Source organism: Pseudomonas sp. MIS38, assembly GCF_019891575.1.
In the GTDB taxonomy this organism is placed as follows: Bacteria; Pseudomonadota; Gammaproteobacteria; order Pseudomonadales; family Pseudomonadaceae; genus Aquipseudomonas; species Aquipseudomonas putida_A.
Genome location: NZ_JAFLXF010000004.1, coordinates 193,198 through 214,922 on the forward strand (window position 1 = coordinate 193,198; position 21,725 = coordinate 214,922).

Genomic DNA, 21,725 nt, shown 5'->3' on the forward strand with positions numbered 1-21,725 from the left:
TCAGGACATGACTACTGATTCAACGATCTGGCCGAGCATTTCTTCAGCCTCGGACAGGAAAGTTTCATCGCGCGGGATCTGGAAGTGCCCGCAATCCAGCCATTCACCGCCCATGCCCGGCTGGTCGAGTTGCGCCGCCAGCTCCAGTGCCTCGGCTTCGCGACCCAAGGTCCACCAGCACGTCGGGTTGACGGTCAGCGGCGCACAGCGCTCAAGCTTGAGCGACAACTGCTTGAGCCGGCGCGCAACGCTGAACACCTGCGCCAGTTCTTCGGCACCCAGCGCCACATAAGTCGACGCCCCGCGCTCGGCGCTCATGGCACGCTGGAACAGCGCACGCAGGTTGTGCGGCGTTTCTTCACCGTCGATGGACAGGCCCGGTGCGGCGTCCGGCAGCGTCACCTGCAGGAAATCGCGCAGGTCGGCTTGCCAGTCATCGACCGCCCCGGCATCGACCGCCGCCGACGGCACGAAGCTGTCGACCAGCCCGACAAACTTGACCTGTTGCCCGGCCTGCTCCAGTTGCGCGGCGATCAACATCGCCAGCGTACCGCCCAGCGACCAGCCCAGCAGGTGATACGGCCCCTGCGGCTGTTTCTGGCGAATCTGCGCCAGGTAATCACTGGCCATTTCCTGCAGCGAGGTGTCGTTGAACGCCGGATCCAGCAGCATCCGCGACTGAATCGCCAACAGCTGGCGTTGACCACTCAAGCGCCGAGCCAGCGGCTCGTAGTCGAACACCGTGCCGAAGCCGGCGTGGAGGCAGAACAGCGGCGCCACGCCCTTGACCTCGGCGTTCATCGCCAGCAACCCGGAGGCTTTTTCCGCCGTGCCCTGAACACTCGCTACCAGTTCGCCGATGCTCGGTTTCTGCATCAGATCGCGCAGTTTCAGGCTCAGGCCCTGAGCCTTGAGCACGCGGCTGCGGGCCACCACTTGCAGGCTGAGGATCGAGTCGCCACCCAGTTCGAAGAAGTTGTCGGTGAGCCCGACCCGTTCGATTTTCAGCACCTCCTGCCAGATCTTCGCCAGGGCTTTTTCCAGCTCGGTGCGCGGCTCGACGTAGGCCAGACGCTGTTCGGCGTCCGGATTCGGCAGGGCCTTGCGGTCGAGTTTTCCGTTCGGCGTCAGCGGCATGCGCTCAAGCACCATCAGGTGTGCCGGCACCATGTAATCCGGCAGGCTGGCCTTGAGTTGCTCGCGCAGACGTTCGCCCAATCCTTCGGCCGGCGTCTCGGCAGCGGCCAGTACGTAGCCGAGCAGTTGCTTGCCGCTGACGCCCTCGCGGGCCACTACGGCAGCGTCACGCACGCCCGGCTGCTGCTTGAGGCGCGCTTCGATTTCACCCAGCTCGATGCGGAAACCACGGATCTTCACCTGATGGTCGATCCGCCCGAGGTAATCGACGGTGCCGTCGGCACGCTGGCGCACCAGGTCGCCGGTGCGGTACAGGCGACTGCCGTCGGCACTGAACGGGTTGGCAACGAAACGTTCGGCGGTGCCACCGGCACGCCCCAGATAACCGCGCGCCAACGCACCACCCAGGTACAACTCACCGGCAATGCCGGCCGGCAGCGGGTTGAGGTCGCTGTCGAGCACATAACCGCTGCGCTCGCCGACCACGCTGCCGATCGGCGCATAGGCCGCGCCGCACTGATCATCGACCGCGGCCTTCCAGATCAGCGGCGTGACCACCGTTTCGGTCGGGCCATAGCCGTTGATGATGTACTGCGGTTGCAGTGCGCGTTTGGCCAGTTCGAAACTCGCCACCGGCACCGCATCCCCGCCGAAGCAGTAGATCCGTACCGGCGGCGGATTGCCGTGCTGTTCGGCATGCTCGGCCAGTTGTTGCAGGTACACCGGCGGGAACGCGGCCACAGTCACGCCATGCTGATGCAGGGCGTCGTAGGTCTGTTCGGCCGTCCACAGGCTGTCGTCGCGAATCAGCAAACGCGCGCCGTGCGTCAGGGTGGTCAGCCAGCGCTCATGCGCGCCGTCGAAGGCGAACGACATGAAGTGCAACTCGCAATCGGCTGCGCTCATTTCGTAACGCTGACCGATCGCCTGGCAGTGCATCGCCAGCGGCCCGTGCGCCACGCCGACACCTTTCGGCTGACCGGTGGAGCCGGAGGTGTAGATCACGTAGGCCAGGTTGCCCGGCTGCACTGCCACCTGCGGTGCCGACGGCGGCTGAGCGCGCAGGTCCAGTTGATCGAGTTCCAGCACATGCAGGTTGGCCTGGGTCGGCAGCACCTGACGCAGACTCGAATCGCTGAGCAGCAAGGCGATGCCCGAATCGTGCATCAGATAACTCAAGCGCTCGCGCGGATAGGTCGCGTCCAGCGGCACATAGGCGCCACCAGCCTTGAGCACCGCCAACAGCGCGACAATCATGTTTTCGCTGCGTGGCAGGGCCACACCGACCCGCACTTCCGGACCGACACCTTCGGCGATCAGCGCATGCGCCAGACGATTGGCCCGCGCTTCGATCTGGCCATAACTGAAGGCTTGCTCATTGAAGATCACTGCGGTTTGTTCGGCACGCTGCGCGGCCCACCCGGCAACGCGCTGGTGCACCAGCGGGGCCTGCGCTTGCGCGACAACGTCCGGCGCGGGCGCGACTTGCCCGGTCGGCAGACCGATGCGTCCCAGCGCCTGCCCGGCGTCCTGAACCAGTGCCGTGAGCAGGCCTTCCATGTTGCTGCGGATGCCTTCCACGGTCGCCAGATCGAAGTGTTCGCGCAGGAACATGTACTCGATCACCAACCCGTCTTCGAGGGTGACCATCAGGTCCATCGGGAAGTTGGTCAGGCCTGAGTTATTGATTTCGCCAAACTTCAGCGAATCATCGCGCCACTCGCGCAGCGCCTGATCGATCGGGTGGTTCTCGAACACGATGATGCTGTCGAACAGCGACTGCCCGGCACGCCCGCCCCAACGCTGGACGTCGGTCAGCGGGGTGTATTCGCGCTCGCGCATCTCCAGGTTGAAGTCCTGCAACTCGCGCAACCAGGCGCCCACGGCCTGCTCGGCCGGCACGTCCTTGATCACCGGCAAGGTGTTGATGAACAGACCGAGGATCGATTCCGAGGCCGGCAGACTCGCCGGACGCCCCGCCACCGTCGCGCCGAACGCTACGCAACGCTGGCCGCTGTAACGGCTGAGCAGCACCAGCCACGCACCCTGCACCAAGGTGTTGAGGGTGACCTGCTGCGACTGGGCAAAGGCTTTCAACTGCTCGGTGCGGGTTGCGCCCAAACGGCTGTACAGCGCCTGGTGACCGCGACCGCTGCCGGTGCGCGTCACCGCGTCCGCCAGATAGGTCGGCTCGTCGAGCCGGCTCAGGTGCTGACGCCAGAAACCTTCGCTGGCATTCGCGTCCTGCTGCTGCAGCCAGTTGATGTAACCGCGGTACGGCACCGCGTCGGCCAGTGGTCGTCCGGAATACTGGCTCAGCACTTCACCGATCAACTGCGAACTGCTCCAGCCGTCGATCAGGATGTGATGGTAAGTCCAGATCAGCTGATAGCTGTGCTCGCCGACTTGCACCAGCGTCAGCCGTTGCAGCGGTGGCTGGTCAAGGTCGAAGCCCTTGCCCCGCTCGGCATCCGCCAGGCCTTGCAAGGCTTCGGCCGAATGATCCTGCTCACGCCAGTCGAGCAGACTGAACGGCAACTGCGGATCGGCGAGCACGAATTGCAGCGGCTCGGCCATGTCCTGCCAGAGGAACCCGGTGCGCAGAATGTCGTGGCGACGGCTGACGGTTTCCCACGCGGCTTGCAAGCGCAGTGGCTCAAGGCCCTGCACCGGAACGCTCAACTGGTTGACGTACAGGTCCGATTCCGGCGAATTCAGGCCGAGGAAAAGCATGCCCTGCTGCATCGGCGACAAGCGATAGAGCCCGTCCAGTTGCCCGGCCGGCAATGGCAGTTGCGCGACTTGCGCCTCGCTCAAGCCGTGCAGCGGCAGGTCGATCAGCGCCAGCACCGGCGCCACACGCCCCTCGGCAGCCTGCACGCACAGGGCCAGTTGTTGAATGGTCGGTTGCTGGAACAGGTCTTTCGGGCTCAGCTCCAGCCCTTGCTGACGGGCGCGACTGACCACCTGAATCGAGATGATCGAATCGCCGCCCAAGGCAAAGAAACTGTCATGGGTGCTGACCTGCTCAAGGCCGAGCACTTCTTTCCAAATCTCCACCAACATTTGCTCGGTGGCATTCGCCGGTTCGACATGCAACTGCGCGGCGCTGAGCTCCAGTGCTGGCAGGCGCTTGCGGTCGATCTTGCCGTTGGGGGTCAGCGGCAGATGCGCCAGCCACAGGCGGTGGCTCGGCACCATGTAGTCCGGCAGGGTTGCGCTCAGCCAGTTGCCGAGGGTTTGCTGCAGTGCGGCCTGTTGCTCGGCGCTGGCGTCGATGAACGCCGGATCGCTCGGCACCAGATAGGCAATCAGTTGCTGACTGCCCGAGACTTCGCTGGCCACGACCACCGCTTCACGCACGGCGGCATGCGCCAGCAGACGCGCTTCGATTTCGCCCAGTTCGATACGCAAGCCGCGAATTTTCACCTGATGGTCGATCCGGCCCATGTACTCCAGCTCGCCCTCCTCGCGCTCTCGAATCAGGTCGCCGGTGCGGTACATGCGCTCGCCGTTACCGACGAAAGGATTCGGCACGAAGCGCTCGGCGGTCATCGCCGCACGCCCCAGATAACCGCGCGTGATGCCGGCGCCGGACAGGTACAGCTCGGCCGAAACGCCTTGCGGCACCGCGTGCAGATCGGCATCCAGCAAATGGCTGGCACTGTGCTCGAGCGCGCGCCCGATCCGTGCCTGACCGCCAGCGCTGCGGCGGGTCCAGGTCGAATAGGTGGTGTCTTCCGACGGGCCGTACAGGTCGTAGACGTGCTCGACCGTCGACTGCTGGTACAGCGCCTCCACCAGCGCTTGTTTCAGCGGCTCGCCAGCGAGGTTGATAATGCGCACGCTTGGCGGAATCTGCCCCGCGCGGTGCAGTGCGGCAATCGCCGACGGCACGGAGTTAATCAGACGCACCTGATCGCGGGCCGGCAGTTGCGGCAGTTCCAGCGCATTACGGGCGATGATCAGCGAACCACCGTTGGCGAGAGTGACAAACAGCTCCCACACCGACAGGTCGAAGCACACCGAAGTCGAGGCCAGCACGCCTTGAATGTCATCACGGCTGTAGACCTTGGCCGACCAGTCGATCAGCGCCATGACGTTGCGATGGGCAATCGCCACGCCTTTCGGCTTGCCGGTGGAACCAGAGGTGTAAATCACGTAGGCGAGGTTGTCCGGAGCGACCGATGTTTGCGGCGCGCTGCTCGGATAATCGCTCAACGAAAGCTGATCCAGCAGCAGCACTTGGGTTTCGCTTGGCACGCTCAGGGTCGCGGCAACCGCCTGTTCGGTCAGCAACACCCGCGCCCGGCTGTCTTCGAGCATGTAGGCCACGCGATCGGCCGGGTAATCCGGGTCCAGCGGCACATACGCACCACCAGCCTTGAGCACCGCCAGCAAGGCAATCAGCAACTGCTCGGAGCGCGACATCGCCACGCCCACGCGCACTTCCGGGCCGACACCCAGCTCAAGCAGCTTGTGCGCCAGACGATTGGCCTGCGCGTCCAGTTCGGCGTAGGTCAACTTCGTATTGGCGAAGGTCACCGCCAAGGCATCCGGGGTCGCCGCCACTTGATGGGCAATGGCTTGATGGATGCACAGATCGGTGGAGAAGTCGGTACTCACCGACGGGCTGTGTTCGATCAGGTTCAGTTCACTGAGCGAACGCTCCCCTGACTCGCTCATCTGCCCGAGCAAGCGCTGCAGATACCCAGCCAGTTGCACCACGCTGTGCACGGCAAAGCTTTCGCACTGGTAGCTGAAGTGCATCGACAACTCGTCGCTCAAGTGCACCAGCAGCGTCAGCGGGTAGTTGGTCTGCTCATGATTGTGGATTTCACCGAAGCGCAGTTCTTGTGGTGCGCCCTGCGCCAGCGCCTCGGACACCGGGTAGTTCTCGAACACCAGAATGTTGTCGAACAGCGCCTCACCGTTGCGCTCGGCCCAACGCTGAATGTCGAACAGCGGAGTGTGCTCATGTTCGCGCAAGGCCAGGTTCTGCGCCTGCACGCTCTGCAACCATTCGCCAACGCTCGATGGCGACTGCGGGCTGGCGATGACCGGCAAGGTGTTGATGAACAGGCCGATCTGCTGCTCGACCCCTTTGAGCTCGGCCGGACGCCCCGCCACCGTGGCGCCGAACGCCACACACGGCTGGCCGGTCAGGCGCTGCAACAGCAGCAGCCATGCCGCCTGAATCAGCGTGTTGAGGGTGACTTTCTGCTGGCGCGCGAACTCGCCCAGACGCCGCGTCTGCTCAGCGTCGAGCACGCAGAAATGTTCACCATGGCCTTCGCGCGGTGCATCGCCGCGTTGCGCCTGCAACGCTTGCGCGAGCAAGGTCGGCGCTTGCAGGTCAGCCAGTTGCGCGGTCCAGTAACGTTCGCTGGCCTGCACGTCCTGGCGCTGCAGCCATTCGATGTAATCGCGATAACGCCCGGCCAGTGGCGGCTGGGCAACCCCGCTGTAGCGCTGCAGGACTTCGCCGAGCAACTGCGAGTTGCTCCAGCCGTCCATCAGGATGTGGTGGTTGGTGTAGATCAAGTGGCAGCGCTGCTCGTCCAGACGCACCACGACCATGCGCAACAGCGGCCCCTGGCTCAGGTCGAAACCTTGCGCCTGTTCGGCTGCGGCCAGCGCATTCAGATCGCTCTGACAATCGTCGCGATCACGCCAGTCGAGGACGCGGAACGGCATGTCCAGTTGCTTGTGCACCACCTGCACTGGACGCGCCAGTTCACCCTGCCAGACAAAGCTGCTGCGCAGGATGTCGTGGTTGTCCACCGCCGCTTGCCAGGCGTGCTGGAAGCGTTGCGGATCGAGGCCTTCGACATCGAGCCGGACCTGGTTGATGTAATCGCCGGTGGCCTGCTCGTAGAGGCTGTGGAACAACATGCCCTGCTGCATCGCCGACAGCGGATACACATCGGCGACCTGGCGCGGCGCCAGCGGGAACTGATCGAGCTGCGCCTGCGTCAGGCCGGCCAGCGGGAAGTCCGACGGGGTCAGGCCTTCGACGCCCGGGGTCAGGCAATGGCCGATCAACGCTGCGAGTTCTGCGGCGTAATCTGCGGCCAGGGCTTCGATCACCGCGCTGTCGAAGCGCTCACTACTGAACGTCCAGCCCACCCGCAGCTCGCCGCCATACACTTGACCGTTGAGGGTCAACCAGTTGCCCAGCGGCGCCTCCGGGCTCTGATCGAGGCCGGCGTTGTCCGGCGACGGCACGAACAGCGCAGCGTCATCGCCGGCGAAACTGCCGTCGAACTGCCCAAGGTAGTTGAAGGTGATGCGCGGGCTCGGCAAGGCCTGCAGGCTCTGCTGCGCTTGCGCATCACCAAGGTAACGCAAGGCGCCGAAACCGATGCCCTTGTTAGGGATCGAGCGCAGTTGTTCCTTGATCTGCTTGATCGACTCGCCAAGCGTCTCTACCGGTGTCAGGCGCACCGGGAACAGGCTGGTGAACCAGCCCACCGTGCGGGTCAGATCGACGCCGTTGAACAGTTCTTCGCGGCCATGGCCTTCGAGCTGGATCAGCGTCGACGCCTGCCCGCTCCAGCGTCCAATGACCCGCGCCAGCGCCGTCAGCAACAGATCGTTGACCTGGGTGCGGTACGCCGCCGGGGCCTCTTGCAGCAGTTGGCGGGTCAGCTCGGTGCCGAGCCGGGTTTGTACGGTCTGGGCCAGACGATTGTCCTGGCTGGCGTCAACGCGTTTGCACGGCAGATCGGTACTCACATCGCTCAGGCAGGCCTGCCAATAACCGAGTTCGGCCTGCAATGCCGGACTGTTGGCGTAGCGCTGCAAGTGCTCACCCCAGTCCTTGAAGGCGCTGGTCCGGGACGGCAGGCTCAACGGCTGATCATTAAGCAGTTGCTGATAAGCGTTTTGCAGGTCTTCCAGCAGAATCCGCCACGACACGCCGTCCACCGCCAGGTGATGAATCACCAACTGCAAACGCTGCGTGCCATCGGCCAGATTCGCCAGCACCGCACGCAGCAACGGCCCGTGTTGCAGATCGAGGCTGCGCTGGGCGCGATTGCCCAAGGCTTCAAGGGCGGCGGCATCGGCCACGTCCTCCTGCCAGAGCAGGCTCTGCGGCAGCGCTTCGACCGCGCGGTGCTCGGCCTGCCACACGCCATCGCGCTGAGTGAAGCTCAGGCGCAAGGCATCGTGATGAGCGACCAGTGCGCGCAATACCTGCTCGACTTTTTCCGCGTCCAGCGTCTGCCGCGGTTGCAGCAGCACCGACTGGTTCCAGTGATGACGCTGCGGAATTTGGTCGGCGAAGAACTGCTGCTGGATCGGCAGCAGCAACGCCGCACCGCTCGCGGCTTGCTGATCAATCGTCGATTCGTCGCCACCCCACTGCGCGACCAGCGCCAGACGCTGCACGGTCTGGTGCTGGAACAGGTCTTTGGGATTGAGGCGAATGCCGGCCTGACGGGCGCGGCTGACCACCTGAATCGAGATGATCGAGTCGCCGCCCAATTCGAAGAAGTTGTCGTTGATGCCGACTTGCGGCAGCTTCAGTACGTCTTGCCAGATCGCGGCCAGACCCTGCTCCATCGCGCTTTGCGGCGCCTGATAGGCCTGCTGCGCCTGACTGGCGTCCGGTGATGGCAAGGCGTTGCGATTGAGTTTGCCGTTGGCGGTCAACGGCAATTGCGCCAGCAGCAACAGGTGCGCCGGAACCATGTGATCCGGCAGATGGGCCTTGAGTTCGGCACGCACGCTGTCGCGCCACAACGCCTGTTCGGCCGGGCTCGCGTCGAGCAGCGCGGCGTCGCCTGGCACCAGATACGCCACCAGTTGCTGACCACTGAGGCCCGGCTGCGCCAGCACCACGGCCTGACGCACCGCAGCCTGTTCCAGCAGTTGCGCTTCGATCTCGCCAAGCTCGATACGGAAACCGCGAATCTTCACCTGATGGTCGATCCGGCCGATGTATTCGATCACGCCGTCGGCGCGGTAGCGCGCCAGGTCACCGGTACGGTACAGACGCCCGCCATCGGCGGCGAACGGGTCGGGAATGAAGCGCAGGCTGGTCAGATCCGCGCGGTTCAGGTAACCGCGAGCCAGGCCGGCGCGACCGACGTACAGCTCACCGATGCAGCCTTTGGCGACCGGATTCAGATCACCGTCGAGCAAGTACCAGGACAGGTCCGGGATCGGCTCGCCGATCGGGCTGCTGGCGTCACGCTGCAAGTCGGCCAGCGAAATCGGCCGGTAGGTCACGTGCACGGTGGTTTCGGTGATGCCGTACATGTTGATCAGTTGCGGTGCCTGATCGCCGAAACGCTCGAACCATGGACGCAGGCTCTTGACCTCCAGCGCCTCGCCGCCGAACACCACGTAACGCAGCGCCAGTGCTTGCGCCGCGTGTTCGGGGGCGCAGGCCACTTGCATCAATTGCTTGAACGCCGACGGCGTTTGGTTGAGCACGGTGACGCCTTCGCGGCAAAGCAGGGCGAAGAAATCTTCCGGCGAGCGGCTGACCTCGTAAGGCACCACCAGCAGTTTGCCGCCGTACAGCAGCGCCCCGAAAATCTCCCACACCGAGAAGTCGAAAGCGTAAGAATGGAACAGGCTCCAGACATCCGTGGCGCCGAAATCGAACCACGCATCAGTGGCCTCAAAAAGGCGCAGCACGTTGCGATGGGCCAGCAACGTACCCTTCGGCTGACCGGTAGAACCGGAGGTGTAGATCACGTAAGCCAGGTTGTCCGGGCTCATGCGCACCTGCGGATTGCTGTCGCTGTAGCCTTCCAGACCGTCACGTTCCTGATCGAGCATCAGGCTGCGCAGCGAATCCGGCACCGGCAGACGCCCCAGCAGATGACTCTGGGTCAGCAGCAAGGCGATGCCGCTGTCGCCGATCATGTAGCTCAGGCGTTCTTCCGGATACGTCGGGTCCAACGGCACATAGGCGCCGCCGGCCTTGAGGATCGCCAGCAGACCGACCAGCATGTCGAGGCTTCGCTCCACCGCCAGACCGACGCGCACGTCCGGGCCGACACCGCTGGCAATCAGCTTGTGGGCCAACTGGTTGGCGCGACTGTTCAGCTCGCCGTAGCTCAGGGACTGCCCGGCACAGCTCACGGCAATCGCTTGCGGGGCGCGGGCGGCTTGTTGTTCGATCCGTTGATGCAGGCACTGTTCGCTCGGGAAATCGCGGATGGCCGGGTTCCACTGCTGCAAGGTCGCCGCGCGTTCGGCGGCGTCATGCAGTGGCAGTTCGGCGATGCGCTGAGCGCTGTCGGCAACGATGCCTTGCAGCAGATGAGTCCAGTGTTGCGCCAGGCGCTCGATGGTCTCGAGGTCGAACAGGTCGGTGGCGTACGTCAGCTCGGCCCAGACGTTGTCGCTCGATTCAAAGGTGTTCAGGGTCAAGTCGAACTGCGCAGTACTGGACGCCCACGGCAAGCCTTCAATCGCCAGTTTCGGCAAACGCGTGGCGCCCTGCGCCTGGCGCACCTGGCTCTGGTGGTTGTGCATCACCTGGAACAATGGGCTGTGGCTGAGGCTGCGCTCCGGTTGCAGCGCGTCGACCAGTTGCTCGAACGGCAGATCCTGATGCGCCTGGGCGCCGAGCACCGTATTTTTCACTTGCTGCAGCAGGCTGCGGAACGTCTGCTGACTGTCGAACTCGGCCTTGAGTACCTGGGTGTTGACGAAGAAACCGATCAGGCCTTCGGTCTCGACCCGGTTGCGGTTGGCCACCGGCACCCCGACGCGGATATCGGCCTTACCGCTGTAGCGATGCAGCAAGGTCTGGAACGACGCCAGCAACAGCGCAAACAGCGTGACGTTCTCGCGCTGCGCCAGGTGTTTGAGCGCGGTGGCCAGTTCGAGGCTCAGCGGGATCTCGCGACGGGCGCCACGATAGCTCTGCTCGGCTGGACGCGGCCGGTCGGTCGGCAACTCCAGCAGCGGTTGATCGCCATCGCCGAGTTGTGCGGTCCAGTAGCTCAACTGACGTTCGCGTTCACCGGCGTCCATCCACTGTTTCTGCCACACGGCGTAGTCGGCGTATTGCACCGGCAGCGCTGGCAATTGCACGCTTTGGCCCTGGCTGTAGGCGGCATACAACGCCACCAGCTCATCGACCATGACATTCATCGACCAGCCATCGGAGACGATGTGATGCAAGGTGATGACCAGCGCGTGGTCATCGGCGGCCAGACGCAGCAGTTTGACCCGCAGCAACGGGCCTTGCTGCAGATTGAACAGGTGCAGGGTTTCGGCGGCGACCAGCGCTTGCAGCGCCGCCTCGTCGAGATCCGCTGCCACGTCCTGCACCTGCAGATCAAGCGTGCCATGAGCCTGGATCACTTGCAGGGTCTGCCCCTGTTGTTCGACGAAGCAGGTGCGCAGCGATTCGTGGCGTTCGATCAGCGCGTCGAAGCTGCGCTGCAACGCTGGCAAATCCAGCTCACCGCTCAGACGCAATGCCGCCGGCACGTGATAAGCGGTGCTGGTCGGTTCCAGTTGCCAGAGGAACCACTGACGCTCCTGGGCATAGGACAGCGCCAGCGGTTGCTGGCGTGGCAAGGCAACAATCGGCGGCTCCCGATGCGCCTGATCGACACCCAGCGCGGCGACAAAGTCTTCCAGCGTGCTGTGTTCGAACAATGTGCGCAGCGGCACTTGAACGTTCAGTGCCTGACGTACGCGCGAGACCACCTGCGTGACCAGCAACGAGTGGCCACCCAGTTCGAAGAAGTTATCGCTCAGGCCCACGCGATCAAGCTTGAGCACCGCCTGCCAGATTTCGGCAACGCTGTGCTGAGTGGCGGTCTGCGGGGCGATGTAAGTTGATTGCAAGTGGCTGGCGTCAGGTGCCGGCAAGGCTTTGCGGTCGACTTTGCCGTTCGGCGTCAGTGGCAGTTGCGCGAGGAACAGCAGGTGCGCCGGCACCATGTATTCCGGCAGCTCGGCCTTGAGGCTGGCTTTCAATGCGGCGCGCAGTTCGACTTCAGCAATATCGTCGGCGATCGGCACCACATAGCCGACCAGTTGCGGGCCGGTCGGGCCGTCCTGAGCGACTACCACGGTTTCGCGCACGCTATCGAGGGCGAGCAAACGCGCTTCGATCTCGCCGAGTTCAATCCGGAAACCACGGATTTTCACCTGATGGTCGATCCGCCCGATGTACTCGATCACGCCTTCGGCGCGGTAACGGGTCAGGTCGCCGGTGCGGTACAGACGCGCGCCGGTTTTCGAAAAGGGATCAGGGACAAAGCGTTCGGCAGTCAGGCTCGGGCGCTGGAAGTAACCACGAGCGAGGCCGTCGCCGCCGATCAGCAATTCCCCCGGGGCGCCGAGCGGATTGAGCTCAAGGTCGCTGCCGAGGATGTACAACGCGGTGTTGTCGATCGGCGTGCCGAGGAATGGACGGCTGCTGTCCGCACTCAAGGCGTGCTGCGCCGACCAGATAGTGGTTTCGGTCGGGCCGTAGAGGTTCCACACGCTGGGCGTCAGTGCGAGCATGCGTTGCGCCAGCTCCTGCGACAGCGCTTCACCGCCGCAGAGGAACGTGCGGCCCGCCAGGATTGGCGCCTGTTCATTGTCCAGCAGCATGCGCCAGGTCGAGGGCGTGGCTTGCAGCGCCGTCACGGCGTGACGCTCGATCAGTTCGAGCACCGCTTGCGGGTCTTGATGCACATCCTTGCCGGTCAGCACCACACAGGCACCGGCCAGCAATGGGCCGTAGATTTCCAGGCCGAAAATATCGAACGAGAACGTGGTCAGCGACAGCATGCGATCGGCGGCACAGATGCCCGGCTGCTCGATCATGCTCGCGACAAAGTTGCTCAGCGCCGCGTGGCGCACCATCACGCCTTTCGGTTTGCCGGTAGAACCGGAGGTGTAGATCGTGTAGGCCAGATGCTCGCCATTGACTGCCACTTCCGGCGCGGTCTGTGGATAAGCCGCCAGCCACTCGTGTGGTTGATCCAGCAACAGCGCTTGCACGCCCGGCGGGATCGGCAGCTGCGTCTGCAAATGGCTTTGGGTCAGCAGCAATTGCAGGCCGCTGTCCTCGATCATGTAGGCCAGACGATCCTGCGGATACGCCGGGTCCAGCGGCACATAAGCACCGCCAGCCTTGAGGATCGCCAGCAGGCCGACGATCATTTCCACGCTGCGCTCGACGGCGATACCAACCAGTTGATCCGGGCCGACACCGGCCTCGATCAGCTTGTGCGCCAGTTGACTGGAGCGGGCATCCAGCTCGCCGTAGCTCAGCACGTCTTCGCCGATGATCAGGGCCGTGGCCTGCGGCGTTTGCTGGGCACGCCGGGAGAAATCCTGCTGCACGCATTCGGCTTGCGCGCTGCGGTCGGCGCTGCGCAACCAGTCCTGCAACAGCACGCCGTGTTCGGCGCTTTCCAGCAACGGCAATTCGCCGACGCGCTGGCTCGGTGCGGCGACGATACCGCGCAGCAGGTTCTGCCAGTGACGCGCCAGACGTTCGACGGTTTCAGCTTTGAACAGGTCAGTGGCGTAGGTCAGCTCGGCGGCAAAGCCGTCGCTGGACTCGTAGGTATTCAGCGTCAGGTCGAACTGCGCGGTGCGCCCTTCCCACTGCACATCCTCGACACTCAGCTGCGGCAACTGCGCCGCGTTGCGGCCCTGATCACGGCTGGTCTGGTGGTTGAACATCACCTGGAACACCGGGCTGTGGCTCAGGCTGCGCTCCGGTTGCAGGGCTTCGATCAGTTGCTCGAACGGCAGATCCTGATGCGCCTGCGCAGCCATCGCCGCCTGCTTGACCTGAGCCAGCAACTGGTTGAACGGCAGCTGCCCGCTGACCTCGGCACTCAGCACCTGCGTGTTGACGAAGAAGCCGATCAGGCCTTCGGTCTCGACACGGTTGCGGTTGGCGGTCGGCACCCCGACGCGAATCTGCGCCTGACCGCTGTAGCGATGCAGCAACGCCTGGAACGACGCCAGCAACAGCATGAACAGGCTTGCGCCTTCGCGCTGCGCCAGTTGTTTGAGGGCGTCACCGAGGTCTGCCGGCAGGTTCAGCTCCAGCCGCGCACCGCGCAGGCTTTGCACGGCCGGACGCGGGAAATCGATCGGCAGCTCCAGCACCGGCTGCTCGCCGCCCAGGGTCTTGACCCAGTAGGCCAACTGGCGCTCGCGCTCGCCCGCTTCCAGCCAGTGGCGCTGCCAGATCGCGTAGTCGGCGTATTGCACTTCCAGCTCCGGCAGGCTCAGCGGCTGCCCGGCGGTGTCGGCGGCGTAATGCTCGATCAGCTCGTTGACCAGGACTTTGATCGACCAGCCATCGGAGATGATGTGGTGCTGGATCAGCACCAGTACATGGTCGTCTTCCGCCACTTCGAGCAGCGCCACCCGCAGCAGCGGGCCCTGCTGCAAATTGAACGGGCGTGCGGTTTCGCTCTCGACGAAGGCCTTGATCGCCGCGTCTTCCCCGGCGGCGTCGAGGCCCTCCGGCAATGCCGTCAGGCTGATGCTCAGCGGCAGCTGCGGGTGAATCACCTGGCAAAAGCTTTCACCCTGTTCGGCGAAAGTGGTACGCAAGCTTTCGTGACGCGCCGCCACCGCGTTGAAGCTGCGCTCCAGCGCCGCCACATCCAGCCGATCCTTGAGGCGCAAGGCGCTGGGGATGTGATACGCGGTGCTGTGCGGGTCCATTTGCCAGAGGAACAGTTGACGTTCCTGAGCGTACGACAGAGGAATCGCCGCAAACCCGGAACGTGTTTCCGGGATCGGCAGGTTGGCCGGAGAGACGCCCTCTTCGAGCATCTTTTCCAGGTACAGCTTACGTTTGTCCAGCGGCAGAGTGATAAAGCGCTTGGCTACCCTCAAAGCAACACTCTTGTCCATCAGACTTCCTCCATATCGTCAAGCAGGGCTTCCAGCTTGCTCAGTTTCTGTTCGTTGATTGCCCCGCCTCCTGTATCGAGTCGAGCGACAAAATCGCTCAGGACGGGGTGCTGGAATAACAGTTGCGGGGTCAGCGTCAGGCCCAGTTCAAGGGCCATGCGCGACACCACGTTGACCGCCAGCAGCGAGTGCCCGCCGAGTTCGAAGAAGTGATCGTTCAAGCCGATGCGTTGCACTTCGAGCACTTGCTGCCAGATCGCCGCGACCTGCTGCTCAAGCTCACTGTGCGGCGCGACATACGCGGCCTGCATCTGGCTGGCATCGACCGCCGGCAGGGCCTTGCGGTCGAGTTTGCCGTTGGGGGTCAGTGGCAACTGCTCAAGGAACAGCAGGTGCGCGGGAATCATGTAGTCAGGTAACGAAGACTTGAGGCCAGTCTTTAGTCCCTCGCGCAGTTGCCGCTGCGCGTCCCCGTCGTGCATCTCCAGTTGCGGAGCGACCACATACGCCACCAGTTGCGCGCCGGTGTCGCTTTCGACGGCCACCACCGCCGCTTCGTTGACTGCCGGTTGCGCGAGCAATCGCGCCTCGATCTCCCCCAGTTCGATGCGGAATCCACGAATTTTCACCTGATGGTCGATCCGGCCCATGTACTCCAGCTCGCCCTCCTCGCGCTGACGAATCAGGTCGCCGGTGCGGTACATGCGCTCGCCGTTGTCGACGAAAGGATTCGGCACGAAGCGTTCGGCGGTCATCGCCGCACGCCCCAGATAACCGCGCGTGATGCCGGCGCCGGACAGGTACAGCTCGGCCGAAACACCCTGCGGCACTGCGTGCAGATCGGCATCCAGCAGATGGCTGGCGCTGTGCTCAAGCGCGCGCCCGATCCGCGCCTGACCGCCAGCACTGCGGCGGGTCCAGGTCGAATAAGTGGTGTCTTCCGACGGGCCGTACAGGTCGTAGACGTGCTCGACCGTCGACTGCTGATACAACGCCTCCACCAGCGCTTGTTTCAGCGGTTCACCCGCCAGATTGATGATGCGCACGCTCGGCGGAATCTGCCCGGCTCGCTGCAGTGCAGCAATCGCCGACGGCACAGTGTTGATCAGACGCACCTGATCGCGCGCCGGCAGTTGCGGCAGCTCCAAGGCATTACGCGCGATGATCAGCGAGCCGCCGTTGGCCAACGTGACGAAAAGCTCCCACACCGACAGGTCGAAGCACACCGACGTCGAGGCCAGCACGCCTTGAATGTCGTCGCGGCTGTAGACCCTGGCGGACCAGTCGATCAGCGCCATGACGTTGCGATGGGCAATCGCCACGCCTTTTGGTTTGCCGGTGGAACCGGAGGTGTAGATCACGTAGGCGAGGTTATCCGGCTGCACCGCAGTCTGTGGTGCAACAGCCGAATAGCCGCTTAGCGAAACCTGATCCATCAGCAGCACTTGGGTATCGCCCGGCACGCTCAGGGTCGCGGCAACCGCCTGTTCGGAGAGCAACACCCGCGCGCGGCTGTCTTCGAGCATGTAGGCCACGCGATCCGCCGGGTAATCCGGGTCCAGCGGCACATACGCACCGCCAGCCTTGAGCACCGCAAGCAAGGCAATCAGCAATTGCTCCGAACGCGGCATCGCCACGCCCACGCGCACTTCCGGGCCGACACCCAGCTCAAGCAGCTTGTGCGCCAGACGATTGGCCTGCGCATCCAATTCACCGTAGCTCAACTTCGTATTGGCGAAGGTCACCGCCAAGGCATCCGGGGTCGCCGCCACCTGATTGGCGATGGCTTGATGGATGCACTGCTCGGTGGAGAAGTCGGTGCTCACTAGCGGGCGGTGTTCGATCAGGTCCAGCTCGCTGAGCGTGCGCTCACCGGCATCCGCCATCTGGCTCAGCAGACGCTGCAGATGCGCGCCCAACTGCGCCACGCTGGCCGCCGCGAAGCTGTCGCGCTGATAACTGAAATGCACCGACAGTTGCGCGCCCATGTTCACCAGCAGGGTCAGCGGATAGTTGGTCTGCTCCTGATTGGCCACCGCGCCGAAGCGCAGACCCTGCGGCGCACCACGCTCCAGTGCTTCGCCGATCGGGTAGTTCTCGAACACCATCAGGCTGTCGAACAGCGCGTCACCGCCCTGCCCGGCCCAGCGCTGAATGTCCGCCAGCGGCGTGTGCTCGAACTCGCGCGAGGCGAGGTTCTGCGCCTGCACCGCTTGCAGCCAGGCGATCACGCCCTGCTGCGCGGGCGGTGCGGCAATCACCGGCAGCGTGTTGATGAACAGGCCGATCTGCGCTTCGGCCCCCGGCAGCTCCGCCGGACGCCCGGCGACGGTGGCGCCGAACGCCACGCAATCCTTGCCGGTGTAGCGCTGCAACAGCAGCAGCCACGCCGCTTGCACCACGGTGTTGACGGTGACTTTCGCGGCCCGGGCAAACTCGCCCAGGCGCTGGCTCAGCTCAGCATCCAGCACTTGGTAATGATCGCCGTAACCCACGCTCGGCAAACCGGCGTGCGGCCGTGCGATGGCATTGGCCAAACGCGTCGGCTCCTGCAAATTGCCCAGCGTCGTCCGCCAGTAGGCTTGCGCCGCCGCGCCATCCTGACGTTGCAGCCAGGCGATGTAATCGCGGTAGCGACCTGCGCCACGGGCGACCGCTTCGCCGCTGTAGTGCTGCAACACTTCGCCGAGCAACTGCGCGCTGCTCCAGCCGTCCATCAGGATGTGATGGTTGGTGTAGATCAGGTGATAACGCTCGGCTGCAGTGCGCACCAGCACCAGGCGCATCAGCGGCGCACAGCTCAGGTCCAGACCCAGGGCGCGCTCCTCATCGGCGAGGGTTTGCAGCGCTGCCTCCAGATCAGTCCTGCCGTGCCAGTCGAGCACGCTGAACGGCACCTCGACCTGACGTTGCACCACTTGCACCGGTTGCGGCAGATCGCCTTGCCAGAAGAAGCCGCTGCGCAGGATGTCGTGGGCATCCACCGCCGCCTGCCACGCCGCGCGGAAGCGTTGCGGATCGACGCCGTCGACGTCCAGACGCATCTGGTTGATGTAGTCGCCATTGCCGTGTTCGAGCAAGGTGTGGAACAGCATGCCCTGCTGCATCGGCGACAGCGGATAGATGTCGTCGATGCCTTGCGGCTCCAGCACCAGCGCATCCAGTTGCGCTTGCGACAGTTGCGCCAGCGGGAAGTCCGACGGCGTCACGCCACGGTTGGCACTGTCGCAGCAGTGGCCGATCAGCGTGGTCAGTTCCTGCACATAGTCGTCGGCCAGACGCTGGATGGTGGCGGTGTCGAACATCGCGCCGCTGTAGGTCCAGCTCAGGTCCAGCTCACCGCCGAACACCTTGCTGTTGAGCGCCAGCGGATTGCCCAGCGGCCCTTGCAGATTGACCTCTGCGCCGCCGGACTCGCTGGTCGGCACGAACAGGGCATCGCTGGCAGCGTCGAAGCTGCCGTCGAACTGGCCGAGGTAGTTGAAGGTCAGGCGCGGCGCCGGCAAGGCTTGCAGGGTGGCACGCGCCGGTTCATCACCGAGGTGCGCGAGTGCGCCGAAGCCGATGCCCTTGTGGGGAATCGCCCGCAGCTGTTCCTTGATCTGCTTGAGCGAGGCGCCGAGTTCGGCGGCCGGTGCCAGACGCGCCGGGAATACGCTGGTGAACCAGCCCACGGTGCGGGTCAGATCGATGTGTTCGAACAGGTCTTCGCGACCATGGCCCTCAAGCAATACTAAGGCATTGTCGTCACCGGTCCAGCGCACCAGCACCCGCGCCAGCGCGGTCAGCAACAGGTCGTTGACCTGGGTGCGATAGGCCGCCGGAGCTTCCTGCAACAGCTGACGGGTCAGGGTCTGATCGAGTTTGCTGCGCAGGGTCAGCGCCTGATCGTGTTGCTGCCCGCCGTTCGGATGGTCGTAAGGCAAAGCCGCCGAAGCGCCCTGCAACTGCTGCTGCCAGAAGCCCAGTTCGGCCTGCAACGCCGGGGTTTTGGCGTAGTCCTGCAACGCCGCCGCCCAGGCCTTGAGCGCACTGGTCTTGGCCGGCAACTGCACGGCGTGGCCGGCGAGAATCTGCCGGTAGGCACGTTGCAGATCTTCGAACAGAATCCGCCACGACACGCCATCGACCACCAGGTGGTGGACGATCAGCAGCAGGCGCTGACTGCCATCAGCCAGGTTCGCCAGCACCGCGCGGATCAGCGAACCGCCGCTCAGTTGCAGACTGCGCTGGGCCTTGTCGCCCAGTGCCTCAAGAGCCGCGAGATCAGCGACCTCGACTTGCCAGAGAATGGTTTCCCCCGCTTGCGTGGCGACGTCGCGGTAGTGCGCCGACCAGCCAGCGGCCTGCTCGACAAAGTCCAGACGCAAACTGTCGTGCTGCACGACCAACGCATCCAGCGCTTGCTCCAGTACCTGAGCGTCCAGCGCTTGCGTCGGCTTGAGCATCACCGACTGGTTCCAGTGGTGACGGTCAGGAATCGCCTCGGCAAAAAATGCCTGATGAATCGGCAGCAGCGCGGTTTCGCCGGTTTGCGCGCGCTGATCGATGGGCTGCACCGCCTCGCCAGTCTGCGCCACCGTGGCCAGAGCCTGAATGGTCTGGTGCTGGAACAGGTCTTTGGGGCTGAAGCGAATCCCAGCCTGCCGCGCCCGGCTGACCACTTGAATCGAGATGATCGAATCGCCGCCCAGTTCGAAGAAGTTGTCGCTGACACCCACTTGCTCAAGCTTGAGCACGTCCTGCCAGATCGCCGCCAGTTGCTGCTCCAGCGCCGTCTGTGGCGCGAGGTAGGTCTGTTGCAGTTGGCTGACGTCCGGTTTTGGCAGGTTCTTGCGATCGAGCTTGCCGTTCGGCGTCAGCGGCATGCGCTCAAGACGCAGGACATACGCCGGCACCATGTGCGCCGGCAGGCTGGCCTTGAGCTGCGCGCGCAGGTGATCGGTGAACTCGGCACTCGCTGAATCACTGACTACGTAGGCCACCAGCCGCTTGCCACTGCCGGCGCTGCCTTCCTGCGCCACGACCACCGCTTCACGCACGCCGTCGAGGGCTTGCAGCGCCGCTTCGACTTCGCCCAGTTCAATACGGAAACCGCGAATCTTCACCTGATTGTCGATGCGGTCCAGATAGTCGAACGTGCCGTCGACACGCTGGCGCACCAGGTCGCCGGTGCGATAGAGCAAGCCGCCATTTGCGCTGAACGGGTCGGCGACAAAACGCTCAGCAGTCAGCCCCGGACGGTTCAGATAACCCCGCGCCAACCCGGTACCACCGAGGTACAGCTCACCGGCCATGCCTTGTGGCAGCAGGTTCAGATCGGCGTCGAGCACGTAGGCGCTGCGGTCGCCGATCCGGCTGCCGATCGGCGCGTAAGCGGCACCGCATGGCTCTTGACGGCCAGCCTTCCAGATCAATGGCGTGACCACGGTTTCGGTCGGGCCGTAGCCGTTGATGATGTAGTCCGGATCGAGCGCGCGCTTGACCCGTTCGAAACTGGCGTTCGGCACCGCATCGCCGCCGAAGCAATAGATCCGCACCTTCGGCGGGTTGCCGACACGCTCGGCGTGTTCGGCCAGTTGTTGCAGGTACACCGGCGGGAACGCAACCACGCTCACGCGGTGTTCGATCATCGCGTTGTAGGTCTGCTCCGGCGTCCACAGCGTGTCGTCGCGAATCAGCAGCGAAGCCCCGTGGGTCAGGCTGGTCAGCCAGCGTTCGTGGGCGCCGTCGAAGGCGAACGACATGAAGTGGAATTCGCAGTCGCTGTCGCGCATTTCGTAGCGCTGACCGATGGCCTGGCAATGCATCGCCAGTGGGCCATGGGCAACGCTGACGCCTTTCGGATTACCGGTGGAACCGGAGGTGTAGATCACGTACGCGAGGTTGTGCGGATCGACTGGCACCTGTGGCGCCGTGATCGGCAACTGGCGCAGGTCGAGACGATCCAGCTCCAGCAATGGCACCGACTCGCCGACCGGCAACTGCGCCGACACCGACGAATCGCTGATCAGCAGCGCCAGCCCAGAATCTTCAATCAGATAGGCCAGGCGTTCACGCGGGTAACTGGTGTCCAGCGGCACATAGGCACCGCCGGCCTTGAGCACCGCCAGCAGCGCGACGATTACCGCCTCGCTGCGTGGCAGGGCCACGCCGACCCGGATCTCGGCGCCGACACCACGGGCGATCAGCGCGTGAGCCAGTTGATTGGCACGCTGCTCGATCTCGCCATAACTGAAGTGCTGACCGTTGAAGATCACCGCGGTGCGCTGCGGACGCTCGGCCGCCAGCACAGCAATGCGCTGATGCACCGCGATGTCCAGCGGGTACGGCTGCGGCTGGTTTTCGGCTTGCTGGCGGGCATGCTCTTGCGCGCTGGCCAGAGCGATTTCGCCAAGGTTGCGCTCGGCCGACACGGCAAACTGCTCAAGCAATTGCAGCAGATGGGCACTGATGCCTTCGATCACCTCACCGGCAAACTGGCTGCGGTCGAAGCTGTAGTGCAGCGCCAGTTGCTGACCGAGGGTGACCGCCACGCTCAGGGCGTAGTGGGTCTGCTCAAGGTTGCCGACATCACCGAATGTCAGGCCTTGCCCGGCCTGGCTCAGCGCCTGGGCGACCGGGTAGTTTTCGAACACCAGAATGTTGTCGAACAGCGCTTCCCCGCCCTGCCCGGCCCAGCGCTGGATGTCCGCCAGCGGCGTGTGTTCGAAGTCGCGCAGGCTGAG

Annotated in this window: 2 protein-coding genes (1 of these 2 running past the window's edge); both read right to left on the bottom strand. The window is 64.2% G+C overall.

Features of this window, described 5'->3' with window-relative positions:
• On the bottom strand, positions 1-14,997 hold the full coding sequence (locus tag J1G18_RS07790) for a non-ribosomal peptide synthase/polyketide synthase (protein WP_223007386.1): 14,997 nt from the start codon (positions 14,995-14,997) through the stop codon (positions 1-3).
• Positions 14,997-21,725, bottom strand: partial view of a non-ribosomal peptide synthetase gene (locus J1G18_RS07795; protein ID WP_223007387.1) — the 3' portion only. 5,592 nt of this gene lie beyond the right edge of the window; only the last 6,729 of its 12,321 coding nucleotides appear in the window; the start codon falls outside the window, past its right edge; the stop codon is at positions 14,997-14,999. Before J1G18_RS07795 ends, J1G18_RS07790 begins: the two co-directional genes overlap by 1 nt.